The 15,349-nt window shown below is 64.6% G+C and carries 15 protein-coding genes and 3 pseudogenes; 12 read left to right on the top strand and 6 right to left on the bottom strand.

Annotated features, from left to right (window positions below; genetic code table 11):
• Positions 1–17 precede the first annotated feature (17 nt).
• A complete protein-coding gene (locus tag CU110_RS10335; protein ID WP_127735832.1) occupies positions 18–950 on the top strand; it encodes a DMT family transporter in 933 nt (310 codons plus the stop codon).
• Here the strand turns inward: CU110_RS10335 and CU110_RS10330 are convergent.
• The 3 genes and pseudogenes from CU110_RS10330 to CU110_RS10320 form a co-directional block, all read right to left on the bottom strand.
• Positions 938–1,486 (bottom strand): annotated as a pseudogene (locus CU110_RS10330) (OmpW family outer membrane protein); the annotation flags it as partial. The gene CU110_RS10335 and the pseudogene CU110_RS10330 overlap by 13 nt on opposite strands.
• An 11-nt stretch (positions 1,487–1,497) precedes the next feature.
• Positions 1,498–2,091: an OmpW family outer membrane protein gene (locus CU110_RS10325; RefSeq protein WP_065392614.1), complete on the bottom strand. Its 594-nt coding sequence runs from the start codon at positions 2,089–2,091 to the stop codon at positions 1,498–1,500.
• Positions 2,092–2,238: 147 nt separating this feature from the next.
• Positions 2,239–2,823, bottom strand: a complete 585-nt coding sequence (locus CU110_RS10320; RefSeq protein WP_164850351.1) for a lipopolysaccharide kinase InaA family protein — start codon at positions 2,821–2,823, stop codon at positions 2,239–2,241.
• Positions 2,824–2,955: 132 nt separating this feature from the next.
• Here CU110_RS10320 and CU110_RS10315 point away from each other — a divergent pair, with 132 nt between their 5' ends.
• From CU110_RS10315 to xylB, 10 genes and pseudogenes are all read left to right on the top strand, one after another.
• On the top strand, positions 2,956–4,569 hold the full coding sequence (locus CU110_RS10315) for a cytochrome ubiquinol oxidase subunit I (protein WP_127735826.1): 1,614 nt from the start codon (positions 2,956–2,958) through the stop codon (positions 4,567–4,569).
• A 6-nt stretch (positions 4,570–4,575) separates the two neighbouring features.
• Positions 4,576–5,709: a cytochrome d ubiquinol oxidase subunit II gene (gene cydB, locus CU110_RS10310; protein WP_084209031.1), complete on the top strand. Its 1,134-nt coding sequence runs from the start codon at positions 4,576–4,578 to the stop codon at positions 5,707–5,709.
• Positions 5,710–5,757: 48 nt separating this feature from the next.
• Complete coding sequence (gene cydX, locus CU110_RS10305) at positions 5,758–5,859, top strand: cytochrome bd-I oxidase subunit CydX (protein WP_024951692.1); 102 nt, start codon at positions 5,758–5,760, stop codon at positions 5,857–5,859.
• A pseudogene (locus CU110_RS18005) lies at positions 5,816–6,106 on the top strand (hypothetical protein); the annotation flags it as partial. The gene cydX and the pseudogene CU110_RS18005, both read left to right, overlap by 44 nt.
• 293 nt (positions 6,107–6,399) lie before the next feature.
• On the top strand, positions 6,400–6,648 hold the full coding sequence (locus tag CU110_RS18000; RefSeq protein ID WP_346427192.1) for an ATP-binding cassette domain-containing protein: 249 nt from the start codon (positions 6,400–6,402) through the stop codon (positions 6,646–6,648).
• A 35-nt stretch (positions 6,649–6,683) separates the two neighbouring features.
• Positions 6,684–7,388 carry a TOBE domain-containing protein gene (locus CU110_RS17995; protein WP_346427124.1) on the top strand — a complete coding sequence of 235 codons (705 nt, stop codon included), beginning with the start codon at positions 6,684–6,686 and terminating at the stop codon, positions 7,386–7,388.
• Entirely contained in the window at positions 7,351–8,061 is a 711-nt protein-coding gene (locus tag CU110_RS10290; protein WP_240499560.1) for an HAD family phosphatase, read from the top strand. The genes CU110_RS17995 and CU110_RS10290 overlap by 38 nt, the downstream gene beginning before the upstream one ends.
• A 32-nt stretch (positions 8,062–8,093) precedes the next feature.
• A pseudogene (locus CU110_RS10285) lies at positions 8,094–8,879 on the top strand (L-iditol 2-dehydrogenase); the annotation flags it as partial.
• Between the two features lie 59 nt (positions 8,880–8,938).
• Positions 8,939–9,640, top strand: coding sequence for a nucleoside/nucleotide kinase family protein (locus CU110_RS10280; protein WP_307722823.1), 702 nt, complete (start codon positions 8,939–8,941; stop codon positions 9,638–9,640).
• 24 nt (positions 9,641–9,664) lie between these two features.
• Positions 9,665–11,182 carry a xylulokinase gene (gene xylB, locus CU110_RS10275; protein ID WP_084209765.1) on the top strand — a complete coding sequence of 506 codons (1,518 nt, stop codon included), beginning with the start codon at positions 9,665–9,667 and terminating at the stop codon, positions 11,180–11,182.
• Between the two features lie 113 nt (positions 11,183–11,295).
• On the opposite strand, the gene mgrA is transcribed toward xylB, so the two are convergent.
• On the bottom strand, positions 11,296–12,324 hold the full coding sequence (mgrA, locus tag CU110_RS10270; protein WP_084209018.1) for an L-glyceraldehyde 3-phosphate reductase: 1,029 nt from the start codon (positions 12,322–12,324) through the stop codon (positions 11,296–11,298).
• A 189-nt stretch (positions 12,325–12,513) separates the two neighbouring features.
• Here mgrA and CU110_RS10265 point away from each other — a divergent pair, with 189 nt between their 5' ends.
• Complete coding sequence (locus CU110_RS10265; protein ID WP_084209017.1) at positions 12,514–13,419, top strand: LysR family transcriptional regulator; 906 nt, start codon at positions 12,514–12,516, stop codon at positions 13,417–13,419.
• A gap of 128 nt (positions 13,420–13,547) precedes the next feature.
• Here the strand turns inward: CU110_RS10265 and CU110_RS10260 are convergent, their stop codons facing one another.
• Both CU110_RS10260 and glcF read right to left on the bottom strand, forming a co-directional pair.
• Positions 13,548–13,955: a heme-binding protein gene (locus tag CU110_RS10260; protein ID WP_077372671.1), complete on the bottom strand. Its 408-nt coding sequence runs from the start codon at positions 13,953–13,955 to the stop codon at positions 13,548–13,550.
• 54 nt (positions 13,956–14,009) lie between these two features.
• Complete coding sequence (glcF, locus tag CU110_RS10255) at positions 14,010–15,347, bottom strand: glycolate oxidase subunit GlcF (RefSeq protein WP_127735814.1); 1,338 nt, start codon at positions 15,345–15,347, stop codon at positions 14,010–14,012.
• Between the last annotated feature and the right edge of the window lie 2 nt (positions 15,348–15,349).

The raw sequence follows: 15,349 nt of genomic DNA, 5'->3' as shown, positions 1-15,349 counted from the left end.
GCGCTGGAGTCAATCTGATGTGGATGCCGCTGACCTTCGTCTTCCTGTTCGCCACCGGGTTCATCGCCGCACGTTTCGGCACCCTGGATGCTGAGCCTTTCACGCTGCTGCTGGTGCGCAGCCTGCTGGTACTGCCGGTGCTGGGGCTGATCCTGTGGATACGCCGCAAGCCGCGCCAGTGGGGGCAGCGCTATGACAAGCTGGCTCAGATGGGCATCGGCATGCTGTTGCACGGCGCCTATCTGGGTGGCGTGTTCGCGGCGGTCAAGGCCGGGCTGCCTGCGGGGCTGACGGCCTTGCTGGTCAGCCTGCACCCTCTGGTGACGGCTGCGCTGTCACTGCCGCTGTTCGGTATCCGTCTGGGCGCCAGGCAGTGGCTGGGGCTGGGGTGTGGCGCGATTGGCGTCAGTCTGGTGCTGGGGGCGGGCGTGCTTCAGGGGGCAGGCGCCGCAAGCGCCACGCTCGAGTGGCCGATGATCGGCCTGCTGTGGTGTCTGGTGGCGCTCATCGGCGTGTCCAGCTCGACGCTGTGGCAGAAGCGTGTCGGTGGTCGGATGGGGCTGGTGGAGGGGCTGGTATTCCAGTATCTGGGAGCGGGCTGTGTCTTCCTCATCGCAGCCAGCAGCGTAGGTAGCTTCGCCTTCGACCCGACGCCTCGTCTGCTGCTGACCCTCGCCTGGCTGGTGATCGCCATCTCGGTGGGTGCCATCTGGTTGCTGATGCTGATGCTCGAACGTGGCGAGGCCCACCAGGTCGCACGTACCTTCTTCCTGGTGCCACCGTGTGCCGCGCTGATGGCCTGGTGGCTGTTCGATGAGCAGTGGACCGCCTTGATGGTGATGGGAGCGGCGCTGGTCGTGCTGGGACTGGTGCTGGATCGCCCCCGTCCGGGCAAGGTAGCCAGGGCGCCGGCTGACGACACGTCGCCGTCAGCGCCTCAGAAGCGATAGCTGATACCGGCCATGGTCACGATCGGGTCGATCTCGACCTTGTCGTTGACGCTGCCCGCCACGGTGACATCGGAATCGATATCCAGATACCAGGCAGCGACGTTGGCCGCCCAATGCTCATTGATGACCAGGTCGACACCGATCTGTGCGGCCGCGCCCCAGCTGTCATCCATCTCGAGCTTGGTGCCGTCATCGAGGGTTTCATCGGAGAAGTGGGTGTAATTGACGCCTGCACCGATATACGGCTGGATGCGGGAGTCGCGTCCACCGAGGGGGTAGTACTGCAGTGTCAGGGTCGGTGGCAGATGATCGACGGAGCCGGCCTTCTGGCCATTCAGCGAGATGTCATGCTCGAAATTCTGCGCGGCCAGCAGCTCGATCCCCAGGGTATCGGTGAAGCGATACCCCAGAGTGAAGGCGAAGGCGCTGTCATCATCGACGTCCACGTCGGCACCGATGGCATCGATGCGACCGTTGTCGCTCTTAGGCGAGACCTTGGCGACACCCGCACGCGTCCAGAACTGGCCGGCACCATAATCGAGAGCACTTAGAAGCGGTAGGTGACACCGGCACCGACGGTGACCGGGTCCAGCTCGGTGTCGTTCACGTCCTGGCCGTTGATCTTGGTGTCGGCCTTGACGTCAGCGTAACGAGCGAAGCCATTGACGGCCCAGGATTCGTTGATGTTGAGGTCAACACCCAGCTCGGCAGCAGCGCCGTAGCTGTCGTCGATGTCCATGCTCTGGCCACCGGCAGACTCACCGGAGAAGTGGGTGTAGTTCAGGCCGACGCCAGCGTAAGGCTGAACGCGAGCTTCGGTACCGCCCAGCGGGTAGTACTGCAGCATCAGGTTGATCGGCATCTGATCGAAGCCACCGTCGCTGTTTTTCCAGTCGGTGCTGAATGCTTCAGTGGACTGCAGAGCAACTGCCAGGTTGTCGTGGAACATGTAGCCCACGGAGCCGGCGAAACCGGATTCATCCTTGGCGATCAGGCCATTGCCGTTGTTGCTCTTGCCGTCGACCTTGGCAACGCCGCCGCGCAGGAAGATGTCGCCCTTGCCGTAGGCCAGTGCAGATTGTGCACCCATTGCCATGGTGCCGGCGATGACGGTAGCAGTCAGGATCTTGATGGTTTTCATGTGATGTTCTCCTTGAAGCTTGGCAAGGCTGCCTTGTTCAGGGGACGAGATGAACTATAAAAAACACTGTTCTTTTTGGCAAGCATTTTTTTAGAACAATGTTTGAAAACATATTTGACGTCTTGTTAGCGGATGTTACCGATTATTTCAGAAAAGGTGCATGTCTCGAGGATGAGACTGGAGGTGGCGCAGGACAGCGACAGGGCCGTTCATTTTCACGACAGATTCATGAGACGTTGGTCGTAGGCGGCTCGTGAGGTGAGCGCATGCTACGCGTGGGCGGCTGAGGAACAGATGCTTGGGGAACAGGCAGCCGTGCATCATGCCGGCCTGATGAATCTGTCGCACGAGACGTGCGCTGGCAGTGATGACTTGCGTGCGTCGGGTATCGTCCAGCGCCGGCCAGCGTGCATGCCAGTGGTCCAGATCATCGCGGCCGTCGAGATCGAAGGTGATCAGGATGGCGCGCCACTCCTTGCCGGTGCGGCGCTCGCCATACCAGCCGGCATCCACCGAAGGAATGCCCAGCGCGTGATAGTGGCGGATGGCACGCCACTCGCGCGAGAAGGTCGGCTCGCCCAGTGGGCGTGACAGGCTGCGGCCCAGATGGTTGGTCTGGCGCTTGAGGTAGAGGCGATGTGTCTGGCCCTGCTCGTCCTCGAGAGTGAGCAGCGAGACCGTCGAGGTGCCTCCGCGCTCACGGTTAGGGGCATCAACGTCCTGGGCGGCCACGTGCCACAGGGCCTCGAACCGGTTCAGGCCGTGGTAATCCAGCAGATTCCCCAGGGCGGGGTCACAGTAGTCGGCATGGCCACGGGGCGCCGTGGCACGTGGGCCCCGAGAGGCGCTGAACAGGGGTTAGACATGATCTCCGATACCGTAGTGGAGCTGTCGCGGTTCCAGTTTGGCATGACCGCGCTCTATCACTTCCTGTTCGTCCCGTTGACCATCGGCATGGCCTTCCTGCTGGCCATCATGGAATCCCTGTATGTGATGACCGGCAAGCAGGTCTACCAGGACATGACCAAGTTCTGGGGCAAGCTGTTCGGCATCAACTTCGCGCTCGGTGTCGCCACCGGCCTGACGATGGAGTTCCAGTTCGGCACCAACTGGGCCTATTACTCGCATTACGTCGGCGACATCTTCGGTGCGCCGCTGGCCATCGAGGGCCTGGTGGCCTTCTTCCTCGAATCCACCTTCGTCGGGCTGTTCTTCTTCGGCTGGGACCGCCTGAGCAAGCGTCAGCACCTGATGGTGACCTGGCTTGTCGCCTTCGGCTCCAACTTCTCGGCGCTGTGGATCCTGATCGCCAATGGCTGGATGCAGAATCCGGTCGGGGCGGCCTTCAACTTCGAGACCATGCGCATGGAGCTGACCAGCTTCGCGGATGTCATCTTCAATCCGGTCGCCCAGGCCAAGTTCGTGCATACCGTGTCGGCAGGCTACGTGACCGGCGCCATGTTCGTGCTCGGTATCAGCGCCTTCTACCTGCTCAAGGGGCGGGATCTGGGCTTCGCCAAGCGCAGCTTCGCCATCGCCGCGGCCTTCGGACTGTTCTCGGTGGCCTCGGTCATCGTGCTGGGCGATGAGTCCGGTTATGAGGTGGGCGACGTGCAGAAGGCCAAGATGGCCGCCATCGAGGCGATGTGGGAGACCGAGCCGGCGCCAGCGTCCTTCACGCTGATCGGTCTGCCCAACGAGGAGACCCAGCACACCGATTACGGCATCCACATTCCCTATGTGATGGGACTGATCGGTACGCGCTCGCTGGATACCGAGATTCCGGGCATCAAGGAGCTGACCGAGGAGCACCGCGGACGCATTGTCAATGGCATGCAGGCCTATGATCTGCTCCAGCAGCTGCGGGAGGGTCAGGACGATATCGCGACCCGCAAGGCCTTCGATGCCGTCAAGCAGGATCTCGGTTACGGCATGCTGCTCAAGCGCTATGTCGAGACGCCCTCCGATGCCACGCCGGAGATGATCGACAAGGCCGCGGCCGACTCGATCCCCCCGGTGGCGCCGATGTTCTTCTCGTTCCGCATCATGGTCGCCTGTGGCATGGCGATGCTCGCGATCTTCATCGTCGCGGTATGGATGAGTGCCAAGCATCGCTTCGATGTGCGCCCCTTCCTGTGGATCTGCCTGCTGTCGATCCCGCTGCCGTTCATCGCGGTGGAAACCGGCTGGTTCGTGGCCGAATTCGGGCGTCAGCCCTGGGCGGTGGGGGAGATCCTGCCGACCTTCATGGCGGCCTCGAGCCTGGATGAGTCGGATCTGTGGTGGTCCATCGGCGGTTTCCTGGCCTTCTACAGCCTGTTCTTCGTGATCGAGATGTGGCTGATGTTCCACTTCGCGCGCAAGGGACCCTCTTCCCTGCATACCGGCCGCTATCACTTCGAGCGCGGCGTCGAGCGCGGCGCCCTGCGAGACGACGAGGGCATGTCGCTCAATCCTTCGCTGTCATTCAAGGAGTAATGGATCATGTGGGATTACGAGATCCTCAAGCTGTTCTGGTGGGTGGCGGTGGGTCTGCTGCTGATCGGCTTCGTCATCACCGATGGCATGGACATGGGCGCGGCGATGCTGATGCCGCTGGTCAGTCGCAGTGACAGCGAACGGCGCGTGGTGATCAACACGCTGGCGCCGCACTGGGATGGCAATCAGGTATGGCTGGTCACCGCCATCGGTGCCGTCTTCGCGGTGTGGCCGGTGGTCTATGGCGCGGCGTTCTCCAGCTTCTATTTCGCGATGCTGACCATCCTGTTCTCGCTGTTCTTCCGTCCGCTGGGCTTTGACTATCGCTCCAAGCTCGAGAGCCCCCAATGGCGGGGCTGGTGGGACCGCGGCATCGTCGCCGGCAGCCTGATTCCCACTGCCTTCTTCGGCCTCATCTTCGGCAACCTGCTGCAGGGCGTGCCGCTGGAAGTCGATCAGTACATGCGTGCCAGCTACGACGGCAGCTATCTCGGGCTGTTCAATCCCTTCGCGTTGCTGTGTGCGGCGCTGTCCGTCGTGATGGTGATGCTGCATGGCGGTACCTGGCTGGTGGCGCGTGCCGATGACGCCGTGGCGGCGCGCAGTGCGCGTCTGGTGCAGCCGCTGGGACTGCTTTCGCTCGGGCTGTTTGGCCTGGGCGGACTGTGGGTGTGGTTGTCCGGCATGGGCTACAGCATCGATCAGATGGGCGATACCGGCACGGCGCTAAAGCTGCTGGACAAGCAGGTCGGACCCGGCAGCTGGATGGATGTCTACGCGCGTGAGCCACTGACGTTGCTCGCGCCCTTGAGCGCCGTGGCGGGTATCGTCACCGCGATGTGGCTCTCGGCCAGACGTCAGGGCGGGGCAGCCTTCACGGCAAGCTCAATTGGGGTAGGGGGTGTGGTCGCCACCGCAGGCATCAGCATGTTCCCGTTCATCGTGCCGTCCTCGCGCATGGGCGAGGCCAGCCTGACGCTGTGGGATTCGGTCTCCAGCGAGCTGACACTGTCCATCGTCACCGTGGCGGGGCTGGTGATGGTGCCGACCATCATCCTCTACACCACCTGGTGCTACGTGAAGATGTGGCGGCGTGTCACGGTGAGTCACGTCGAGCAGGACGGACACAGTCTGTACTGAGGCAGGCATCATTGGGCGAGGGCGCCGCCCTCGCCGGGAGACGACTTCATGTGGTATTTCGCCTGGATTCTCGGTGTACTGCTGGCCTGCTTCGCGGGCATCATCAATGCATTGTGGCTTGAGCAGACTCACACCTTTGACGATGATTGAGGCAGGCGGCCTCAACGATGCTTCTGCGCCGCCGACCGTTCTGATCAAGGAGAGCTCGATGTCACGACCCTGGTACGCCTCACGACCACCGGCCTGGTGCCGAACTCGCCCTGCCCATCTGGCCTCGCTGCTGCTGTCTGCCATGGTGGCCATCTGGATGCTGCTGGGGCCGGATGCCATCGCCTCGATGGCCACCGGGCCGCGCTATCTGATGCTGCTGATCGCGCTGTGGGGGCTGGGGGCCGGCTTCACGCATGGGGTCGGTCTGGTGCCGCGTCAGACCAGGAATTCGTGGTGCTTCGTCGGCCCGTCCGGCTGCGGCAAGTCCACGCTGATGCGCATGATCGCCGGTCTCGAGAACGCGATCGTCGACGGTCGACATCCTGATCGACGAGCAATCTGGTCAATGAACGATGTCGGCACCGGCCGAGCGCGGCCTGGCGATGGTCTTCCAGAGCTATGCGCTCTACCCGCACATGACGGTGGGCGAGAACATGGGCTTCAGCCTGCAAGCTCGCCGGCGTCTCCGAAGCGAAGAGCGTGCCGAGAACGCGTCAACGCGGCCGCCGAGCGTGCTGCACATCTCGGGTCCGCTGCTGGATCGCAAGCCCAAGGCAGCTGTCCGGTGGCCAGCGTCAGCGTGTCGCCATCGGGCGTGCCATGGCGATGCGCAACCCGAGCATCTTCCTGTTCGATGAGCCGCTCTCCAACCTGGACGCCGCTGCTGCGCGTGCAGATGCGCATCGAACTGGCGCGCCTGCATGCCGAGCTCAGAGGGCGCCACCATGATCTACGTGACCCACGATCAGGTCGAGGCCATGACCATGGCTGACAAGATCGTCGTGCTGCAGGGCGGTGTGGATCGAGCAGGTCGGCTCGCCGATGGACGCTTTACCATCACCCGCGCAATCCGCTTCGTGGCCGGTTTCATCGGCTCACCGAAGATGAACTTCCTCGACCTCACCGTCACCTCCGTGGCGGTCGAAGGGGTCACGGTGCGTCTGCCGGATGGCAGTGAGCACCTGATTCCGGTCGTGAGTCAGACGGAAGACGGTGCCTCGGTGTGTGTCGGCGATACTCTTACGCTGGGCGTGCGGCCGGAGCATCTGGTGCTCGATGAGAATGGCCCGTTCACGGGTCAGATTCAGGTCATCGAGCGTCTGGGCGGGGTGACGTCGCTCTATCTGGCGACCCCGGACGGCTCCGGCGATGCGCCGATCGGCGGCCTCAAGTCTGACGAGCAGTCCGACAGCGGCTGGATTCTGATGGCGGATGGCGACGTCGACAGCCGTGTGGGAGACCGCATCCGCTACGGCTTCGAGACCGAGCGTGCGCACCTGTTCACCGCCGCGGGCCTGGCATTGCAGAATCTCAACCGTCACCCGCTGACCAGCCTGACGCGCCAGGACAATTCACTGTCCAGTGCCGGTGCCGCACAGGCAGCCCGCGCACAGCCCGCGCATGAACGGGAAGCCCGAGGAGGAGGCCGACATGAGTACACCCTTGCAGCAGGTGATCTTCGATTGTGATGGCGTGCTGGTGGACAGCGAGATACTGGCGGAGGAGGTGCTGTCACGTCAGCTGGGGGAATGGCTGCCGGACCTGGATACCGAGGCGGAGCTGCGTGCGGCGCTGGGCATGACCACTGATGCCATTCTGGGGCATCTGGAGGCCATGAGCGCACACACGCTGCCGCCGCAGGCGATGGAGCGCATCGATCACGCCATCGAGTCGCGTCTGGCCAGTGAGCTTGCGCCCATCCAGGGCATGGCGGAACTGCTGGGCGAGCTGATGACCCGGGGTCTGGCGGTGGCGATCGTCTCCAACAGCGCCGAGCGACGAGTGCGTGCCTCGCTGGCCGCCACGGGTCTGGATCGCTGGTTGGGAAAGGTGCCGCTGTTCACGGCCGAGCAGGTCGCACGGCCGAAACCTGCGCCGGATGTCTATCAGTTGGCACTGCGTCAGCTGGGGCGTGATGTCGAGGAATGCGTGGTGGTCGAGGACAGCCTGGCCGGTGTCAGCGCGGCGGTCGCGGCCGGTCTGCGCGTGATCGGCTTTACCGGTGCCGGACATATTCCGCCGGGGCATGCGCAGCGTCAGCAGGAGGCGGGTGCCTGGCAGAGCTGTGCGACCATGGAAGAGGTCAACGGTCTGATTCGCCAGCTGCATGCTGGACAGGCCAGCGACCTGAGCGCCACATGAGCACCGTCAGGGGGTGACAGTCCCGCAGTGCAAGGCTCAAGGGCAAGGTGGCCGTGGTCACGGGCGGTGCGGGAGGCATCGGTCTGGCCATCGCCACCCGGTATGTCGCGGAAGGTGCCTATGTGGCATTGGCGGACATCAATGGCGAGGCGGCCGAGCGTGCCGCGAAGCGACTGCGTGCACGGGCCGGGCCGCAGGCGCGGGTGCTGGCGGTGACGCTGGACGTGACCTCCAGCGTCTCGCGTCAGAGCATGCTGGAGTGCGTGCAGGCCCAGCTGGGCCCGATCGACATTCTGGTCAACAATGCGGCCGTCTTCGCCATGGCGCCGGTGCTTGAGGTCAGCGAAGGCATGTTGCGCCACCAGCTGGCGGTCAATGTCGAAGGGCTGTTCTTCACCCTGCAGGCGGTGGCCAGGACGATGGTCGAGCGCGGGCAGGGCGGCAAGATCATCAACATGGCCTCGCAGGCAGGGCGGCGAGGTGAGGCGCTGGTCAGCGCCTATTGCGCCTCCAAGGCGGCGGTGATCAGTCTCACCCAGTCCTGCGGGCTTGATCTCATCCGCCATGGCATCAATGTCAATGGCATCGCGCCGGGTGTGGTGGATACGCCGATGTGGGATCAGGTCGATGCGCTGTTTGCCCATCACGAACAGCGCCCGCTGGGAGAGAAGAAGCGGCTGGTCGGGGAGGCTGTGCCCTATGGGCGCATGGGGCTGCCGGATGACCATGCCGGCGCCGCGGTATTCCTGGCCTGTGAAGACAGCGATTTCGTCGTCGCCCAGACACTCAATGTCGACGGTGGCAACTGGATGAGCTAAGGATGAAAGACACCTTCCGTCCTGCTGCAAGGGTGTGCATCCATGAATGAGGTAGTCACGTGACATCTTTACCCGATTCTCGCCTGGCCCACATGTCGCCCTCACTGGACGACATGGCCAGCCGTGTGCTGGCGGAACATGCCTCCAGTCAGCGCACACGTACCATCGTGGCCCTCGCCGGTCCGCCGGCGGCGGGCAAGTCGACGCTGTCGGAATCCCTGTGCGAGACCCTCAACGCGCTGGAACCCGGCATCGCCGTGGTGGTGCCGATGGATGGCTATCACTACGACAACGCCGTGCTGGCCCCTCTGGGGCTGCTCTACGTCAAGGGCGCTCCGGAGACCTTCGATGCGCGCGGGCTCTATCACGACCTCGTCAGGGTGCGCGCCGATGATGGCCCGGTGGCCGTGCCGGTGTTCGACCGCCCGCTGGATCTGGCGCGTGCCGGAGGCCGCGTGGTCGAGCCCCGTCATCGCATCGTGCTGGTCGAGGGCAACTATCTGCTGCTGCGCCACGCGCCCTGGGATGCGTTGCTGGAATTGTTCGACATCCGCATCTTCCTGGACATCGAGGATGAGGTCCTGGTGCCGCGCCTGCTGCATCGCTGGCGCGAGATGGGCCAGGATGCGCGGGGTGCCCATGAGCGTACCCATCACAAGGACATGCTCAATGCGCATCTGATCAAGCAGGACTCGCTCAACGCCGACTGGCGCTGGCGTCTGGCGAACGACCCCATCGGCCCCGACGCGGATGACAGCTGAATGATGGATGGCAAGGAGAGCCGCATGTGGGTCGGCGTTGACTGTGGTACCCAGAGCACCAAGGTGGTGATTCTCGACCCGGACTCCGGGCGGATCGTGGCCCAGGGCCAGCGCAGTCATGCGCTGCAGGAAGGGGCCAACGGGCGCCGTGAGCAGGACCCGCTCGACTGGGTCGCCGCGCTGGAAGGTGCCTTCGATGAGGCACTGACCACCTCGCGGCTGGAGCCGCTGCGCATCGAGGCGATCGGCGTGTCCGGTCAGCAGCATGGCATGGTGGTGCTGGATGAGGCGGGCGTGCCCCTTTATCCGGCCAAGCTGTGGTGTGATACCGAGACCCGCGAGCATAACGCCGCGTTGGTCGAGGCGCTGGGCGGAGAGGCGGGCTGTCTGGAGGCATTGGGACTGGTGCTGCAGACCGGTTACACCGCCTCCAAGCTCGCCTGGCTGCGTGAGCAGCATCCCGAGCGCTATCAGCGCATCGCCAGCATCCTGCTGCCGCATGACTATCTCAATTTCTGGCTGACCGGGGAGCATGTCGCCGAATACGGCGACGCCTCGGGCACCGGCTATTTCGATACCCGGCGCCGCTGCTGGCATCAGGATGTCTTCGCGCAGATCGCCCCGGAACTGGACGCGCAGCGCGTGTTGCCCAGACTCATCGAATCCCATGAGCCCGCCGGGTATATCCGGCCTGAGATCGCCGCGCGCTTCGGGCTGCGCCCGGATGTCGCCGTCTCCAGTGGTGGTGGGGACAACATGATGAGCGCCATCGGTACCGGCAACATCGCGCCGGGGCGCGTCACGCTGAGCATGGGCACCTCCGGCACGGTATGCGCGTGGTCAGCTCAGTATCCCGAGGGCTGTGACCCTCAGGTGGCTGCCTTCAGCGCCAGCGATGGCGGCTGGTTGCCACTGGTGTGCACCATGAATGTCACCTCTGCCACCACGCGGGTGCGCGAGATGTTCGGCTTCGACATCGATACCTTCTCCGCGCAGGTGGCAAGCGCGCCTCCCGGGGCCGAGGGCGTGCAGATCCTGCCGTTCTTCAATGGCGAGCGCGTGCCGATGCTGCCGCGTGCCCAGGCCAGTTTCCATGGGCTGGACAGCCGCAACACCACCCCGGCCAACCTGTGCCGCGCGACCATGGAAGGCGCAAGCTACGGCCTGCGCTACGCGCTTGAGTGCATGGGGCCGCTGGGCAGTGCGGCGCGCCAGATTCGGCTGGTGGGGGGAGGTGCCAAGAGCCCGCTGTGGCGTCAGATGCTGGCGGACATTCTCGACCTCGAGGTGGTCTGCCCGCAGGTGACCGAGGCCGCCGCATTGGGCGCCGCCATTCAGGCCGGCTGGTGTCTGCGCCAGCGGGACGCGCAGGGAGAGGGGCCACGCAGCGAGACGCTGAAGGCGCTGTGTGATCGGCTGGTGGCGCTGGACCTGACGACCCACACCCAGCCCCAGCCCGAGGGAGTGGCCGCCTACCGCAAGGGCTATGCCGATTACCGCGCGCTGCTGGCCAGCGAGCACGGCATTCCCACCGGCGGCTGACATCAGCGCTTCAAGCCAGACAACATCGCCCCCGTCGAGACTCACTCGGCGGGGGCGATGTGTTTCAGGCACTTCACTGCATCAGTCTTAGCTCATACGTACGCTGTGCGAGCTTATGCATTGGACGAGCGCGCCCACAGATTGACGCCACCATCGACGGCGTAGCGGTCGATCTCATCAAGCTCCGCCTGGGTGAAGTCGAGGTGATCCAGCGCCTTGACGCAATCACTGACCTGCTGTGGACGGCTGGCGCCGATCAGTGCGGTGGTGACGCGGTTGCCGCGCAGTGCCCAGGCGAGCGCCATCTGCGCCAGCGACTGGCCACGCCGCTCGGCGATGGCATTGAGGGCGCGCACCCGCTCCAGGTTGTCCTCGGTGAGGTGGTCTTCCTTGATCGCCCCGCCACGTGCCAGGCGGCTGTCCTTTGGCACGCCGCCCAGATACTTGTCGGTCAGCACGCCCTGGGCCAGCGGCGAGAACACGATGGAGCCGATGCCCTCGTCATCGAGGGTGTCGAGCAGGCCGTCTTCCTCGATCCAGCGATTGATCATCGAGTAGCTGGGCTGATGGATGATGCACGGCGTGCCCAGCTCGCGCAGGATGGCGGCCGCTTCACGGGTGCGCTGGGCATTGTAGGAGGAGATGCCCGCATAGAGCGCCTTGCCGGAACGCACGGCGCTGTCCAGCGCCCCCATCGTCTCCTCCAGCGGCGTGTCGGGGTCGAAGCGGTGCGAGTAGAAGATGTCGACATAATCGAGATCCATGCGCTTGAGGCTCTGATCCAGACTCGAGAGCAGGTACTTGCGGCTGCCCCATTCGCCGTAGGGGCCAGGCCACATGTAATAGCCCGCCTTGGTGGAGATCACCATCTCATCGCGATAGCCGGCGAAGTCGCGCTTGAGCATGCGGCCGAACATTTCCTCGGCGCTGCCCGGGGGCGGCCCGTAGTTGTTGGCCAGATCAAAGTGGGTGATGCCCAGATCGAAGGCGGTGTGGCAGATGGCGCGCGCATTGTCTTCATGGGCGTTGTTGCCGAAGTTGTGCCAAAGCCCCAGTGACAGGCGGGGCAGTTTGAGGCCGCTCTTGCCGCAGCGCTGGTATTGCATGCGTTCGTAGCGATCTTCAGCCGGGGTATAGCGCATGGCGGAGTCCTTTCGCGAGTGAAGGCGGGGATGTCTCGGGGAAATGACCTCGGATGACACCTTCAGTCTAGGTCGCGTCTGTCGGTCTGATAAGCACATGCGAACGAATAGATTGTTCGCCAGAACGTACAATGCTGTGGCAGGCTCGATCCCTCCAATCCCTAGTAGCTGGCATGAGGAGCAGGCTGGATGCAGCATCACAAGCAGGTAGAGCGCCTGATGTTGTTCGCTCAGGTGGCGGAATCGCTCAGCTTCACGCAGGCGGCCAGGGTGCTGGGCATCTCGCGCGCCCATCTCTCCGAGCAGGTGCGGCGGCTTGAGCACGATATCGGGGCGCCCTTGCTGATTCGCACCACGCGGGCGGTGCGCCTGACCGAGGAGGGCGAGCGTATCCGCCAGCGCATGCAAGGCGTGCGCAGCGAGCTGCTGGCACTGGAGCGTGACCTCGAGCACGACCTCGAGCATGGGAGGGAGCACCCGCGACAGGGGTTCAGCGGCGTATTGCGCATCACGGCGCCGGTGCTGTTTGCCGAGCGTTATCTGATCGGGGTCTGCAATGACTTCCAGGCCCGCCACCCGGCGGTCGAGCTGCGCCTGGACGTCAGTTACGAGAGTCATGATCTGACGCGCGAACCGTTTGACGTGGCGTTTCGCGCCACGCGCACGCCACCGGACAACCTGATCGCGCGGCGCCTGCTGGATTACGTCCACTGTTGCTGTGCCTCGCCCGAGTACCTTGCGGCGCAGGGCACCCCTCACACGGCCGCAGCACTTGCCGACCACCGTTGCCACCGCTGGGCCGGGCAATCCGGCTGGCCGCTGGCCAGTGGTGAGGTAAGCCCCGCTGGCGGACTGGCGATCAATGATCATCGTCTGCTCAAGCAGCAGGCGCTGGATCACGCCGGCATCATCCGGGTCGCTCATTACCTGGTGGATCGTGAGCTGGCCGAGGGGCGTCTGGTGCGTCTGCTGGCGCACGAGGAGGGCGAGCCCAACAGCATCTACATGCTCTATCCCCAGCGCCTGCCGCAGTCGGGCAAGCTGCGCGCCTTCATGGCGGCGGTGGAAGCCGCCATGCCGCCTTGCAGTGCGTGAATGAAAGGCCCAGGCGCAGATCGGGTATAAAACAAGAGACCGCCGCACCATGACTGGCGCGGCGGTCTTTTTCTTCAGGGTCTTTTTCTTCAGGCTGGCAAAGGCTGTTTATTCGGGCTGGCTGGGTCTCAGAGACCCAGTGCGGCGACCCCAGCCTTGGCGATCTGGGCATCCTGCTCCGGCTTGACGCCGGACACGCCGATGCTGCCGGCGATCTGGCCCTCGACCATCACCGGCACGCCGCCGCCCAGCATGCCTTCCAGCTCCGGCGCTGACAGGAAGGCGGTGCGTCCGCCGTTGATGGAGTCCTCGAACAGCTGGGTCTCGCGGCGCCCCAGGGCAGCGCTCTTGGCCTTTTGCTGGGCGAAGTAGCCGGTCATCGCCGGCGTGTCGTCCAGGCGACGCAGGCCCAGCGGGTGGCCGCCATCGTCGGCAACGGCGATGGAAACGGCCCAGCCGTTGGTCTCGGCTTCCTTCTGGGCGGCGTCCAGCATCTGATTGACGTCAGCGAGGGTCAGTACGTGGCGAGTGATCATCGGGCTTCCTTGGCAAGTGAAAGTGACAGCAAGAGTAACAATAATGGTGAATCGTCATGCCTGCGGCAGCGTCTCGGGCAGGGCGTCATCCACCAGTTCGATCCAGTGACTTACCGGCGTGCGTCCGGCGCTCGAGAGATGCGTCTGACAGCCGATGTTGGCAGTGGCGATGCGCGCAGGCCCGTTGGCCTCCAGCGCCTCAAGCTTGCGGTCTCGCAGCTGGCGTGACAACTCCGGTTGCGTGATCGAGTAGGTGCCGGCGGAACCGCAGCACAGATGCCCCTCGGCGACCGGGGTCAGGGTGAAGCCCAGCGCGCGCAATATCTTCTCCACTTCACCGCCCAGACCCTGGGCATGTTGCAGGGTGCACGGGCAGTGGAAGGCCGCGCGGGGGGGGCGGGTCGGTCGGTCATCGCGGGCGATCTCCTCACCGAGCACCTCGACGATGTCACGCGCCAGGGCACTGACGCGCGCGGCGCGCTCAGCATAGTCCGGGTCATCGGCCAGCATCTCGCCATATTCCTTGACGAAGGCGCCGCAGCCACTGGCGGTCTGCACGATCGCCTCCGCTCCCGCCTCGATGGCCGGCCACCAGGCATCGATGTTGGCACGCATGCGCGCGCGACCGGCCTGCTGGGCGTTGAGATGATAGTCGATGGCGCCGCAGCAGCCGGCCTCGCGGATCGGCGTGACGCCGATGTCGAAGCGCGCCAGCACGCGGGCGGTGGCGGCGTTGATGTTGGGAGCCAGACCCGGTTGCACGCAGCCCTCCAGCATCAGCACCTGGCGCGAAAGCGCCTGATCAGAAGGCACCTGGCGCGAAAGCGCCTGATCAGAAGGCGTCGCGGTGACGGGGCCGGCCGGGTGCTCAGCGTGACGGTCGTGCTCGCGGGCCAGCGGGATCTTGTCGGCCAGCGCGCCCGGCGCAAGCGGGCGGAAGCGCACCCCGAGTGCCAGCAAGGCCTTGAAGCGAGCAGGTTCGACCAGCGCATGGCGCAGCCCGGCGCGCAGCAGGCGCTCACGCCAGGGGCGTCCGACACGCCGTTCCAGTTCCTGACGGCCGATATCCAGCAGGGTGTGATATTGCACGCCTGACGGGCAGGTGGTCTCGCAGCTGCGACAGCTCAGGCAGCGATCCAGATGCTGCTGGGTCTCGCGGGTGATCTGCGTTGCCTGCTCGCGAACTGCCTCGTCGGGACTTTCGGGATCGCTTTCCAGCAGCTGCTTGATCAGATAGATGCGTCCACGCGGTCCATCGCGCTCATCGCCCAGCAGCTGATAGGTCGGGCAGGTGGCATTGCAGAAGCCGCAATGTACACAGCTGCGCAGAACCTTGTCGGCTCGCTGGATGTGCGGCCTGGCAAGTGCGGCGTCACTGAAGTGGGTCTGCATTC

It is taken from the genome of Cobetia sp. ICG0124, assembly GCF_004006355.1.
Lineage (GTDB): Bacteria > Pseudomonadota > Gammaproteobacteria > Pseudomonadales > Halomonadaceae > Cobetia > Cobetia marina.
This window is presented reverse-complemented; position numbering and strand designations above follow the sequence as displayed.

Coding starts and splice junctions, on each gene's coding strand:
- CU110_RS10335 (WP_127735832.1), top strand. CDS start 18: ATGTGGATGCCGCTGACCTTCGTCTTCCTGTTCGCCACCGGGTTCATC.
- CU110_RS10325 (WP_065392614.1), bottom strand. CDS start 2,091: ATGAAAACCATCAAGATCCTGACTGCTACCGTCATCGCCGGCACCATG.
- CU110_RS10315 (WP_127735826.1), top strand. CDS start 2,956: ATGATCTCCGATACCGTAGTGGAGCTGTCGCGGTTCCAGTTTGGCATG.
- cydB (WP_084209031.1), top strand. CDS start 4,576: ATGTGGGATTACGAGATCCTCAAGCTGTTCTGGTGGGTGGCGGTGGGT.
- cydX (WP_024951692.1), top strand. CDS start 5,758: ATGTGGTATTTCGCCTGGATTCTCGGTGTACTGCTGGCCTGCTTCGCG.
- CU110_RS17995 (WP_346427124.1), top strand. CDS start 6,684: ATGGCTGACAAGATCGTCGTGCTGCAGGGCGGTGTGGATCGAGCAGGT.
- CU110_RS10290 (WP_240499560.1), top strand. CDS start 7,351: ATGAGTACACCCTTGCAGCAGGTGATCTTCGATTGTGATGGCGTGCTG.
- xylB (WP_084209765.1), top strand. CDS start 9,665: ATGTGGGTCGGCGTTGACTGTGGTACCCAGAGCACCAAGGTGGTGATT.
- mgrA (WP_084209018.1), bottom strand. CDS start 12,324: ATGCGCTATACCCCGGCTGAAGATCGCTACGAACGCATGCAATACCAG.
- CU110_RS10265 (WP_084209017.1), top strand. CDS start 12,514: ATGCAGCATCACAAGCAGGTAGAGCGCCTGATGTTGTTCGCTCAGGTG.
- CU110_RS10260 (WP_077372671.1), bottom strand. CDS start 13,955: ATGATCACTCGCCACGTACTGACCCTCGCTGACGTCAATCAGATGCTG.
- glcF (WP_127735814.1), bottom strand. CDS start 15,347: ATGCAGACCCACTTCAGTGACGCCGCACTTGCCAGGCCGCACATCCAG.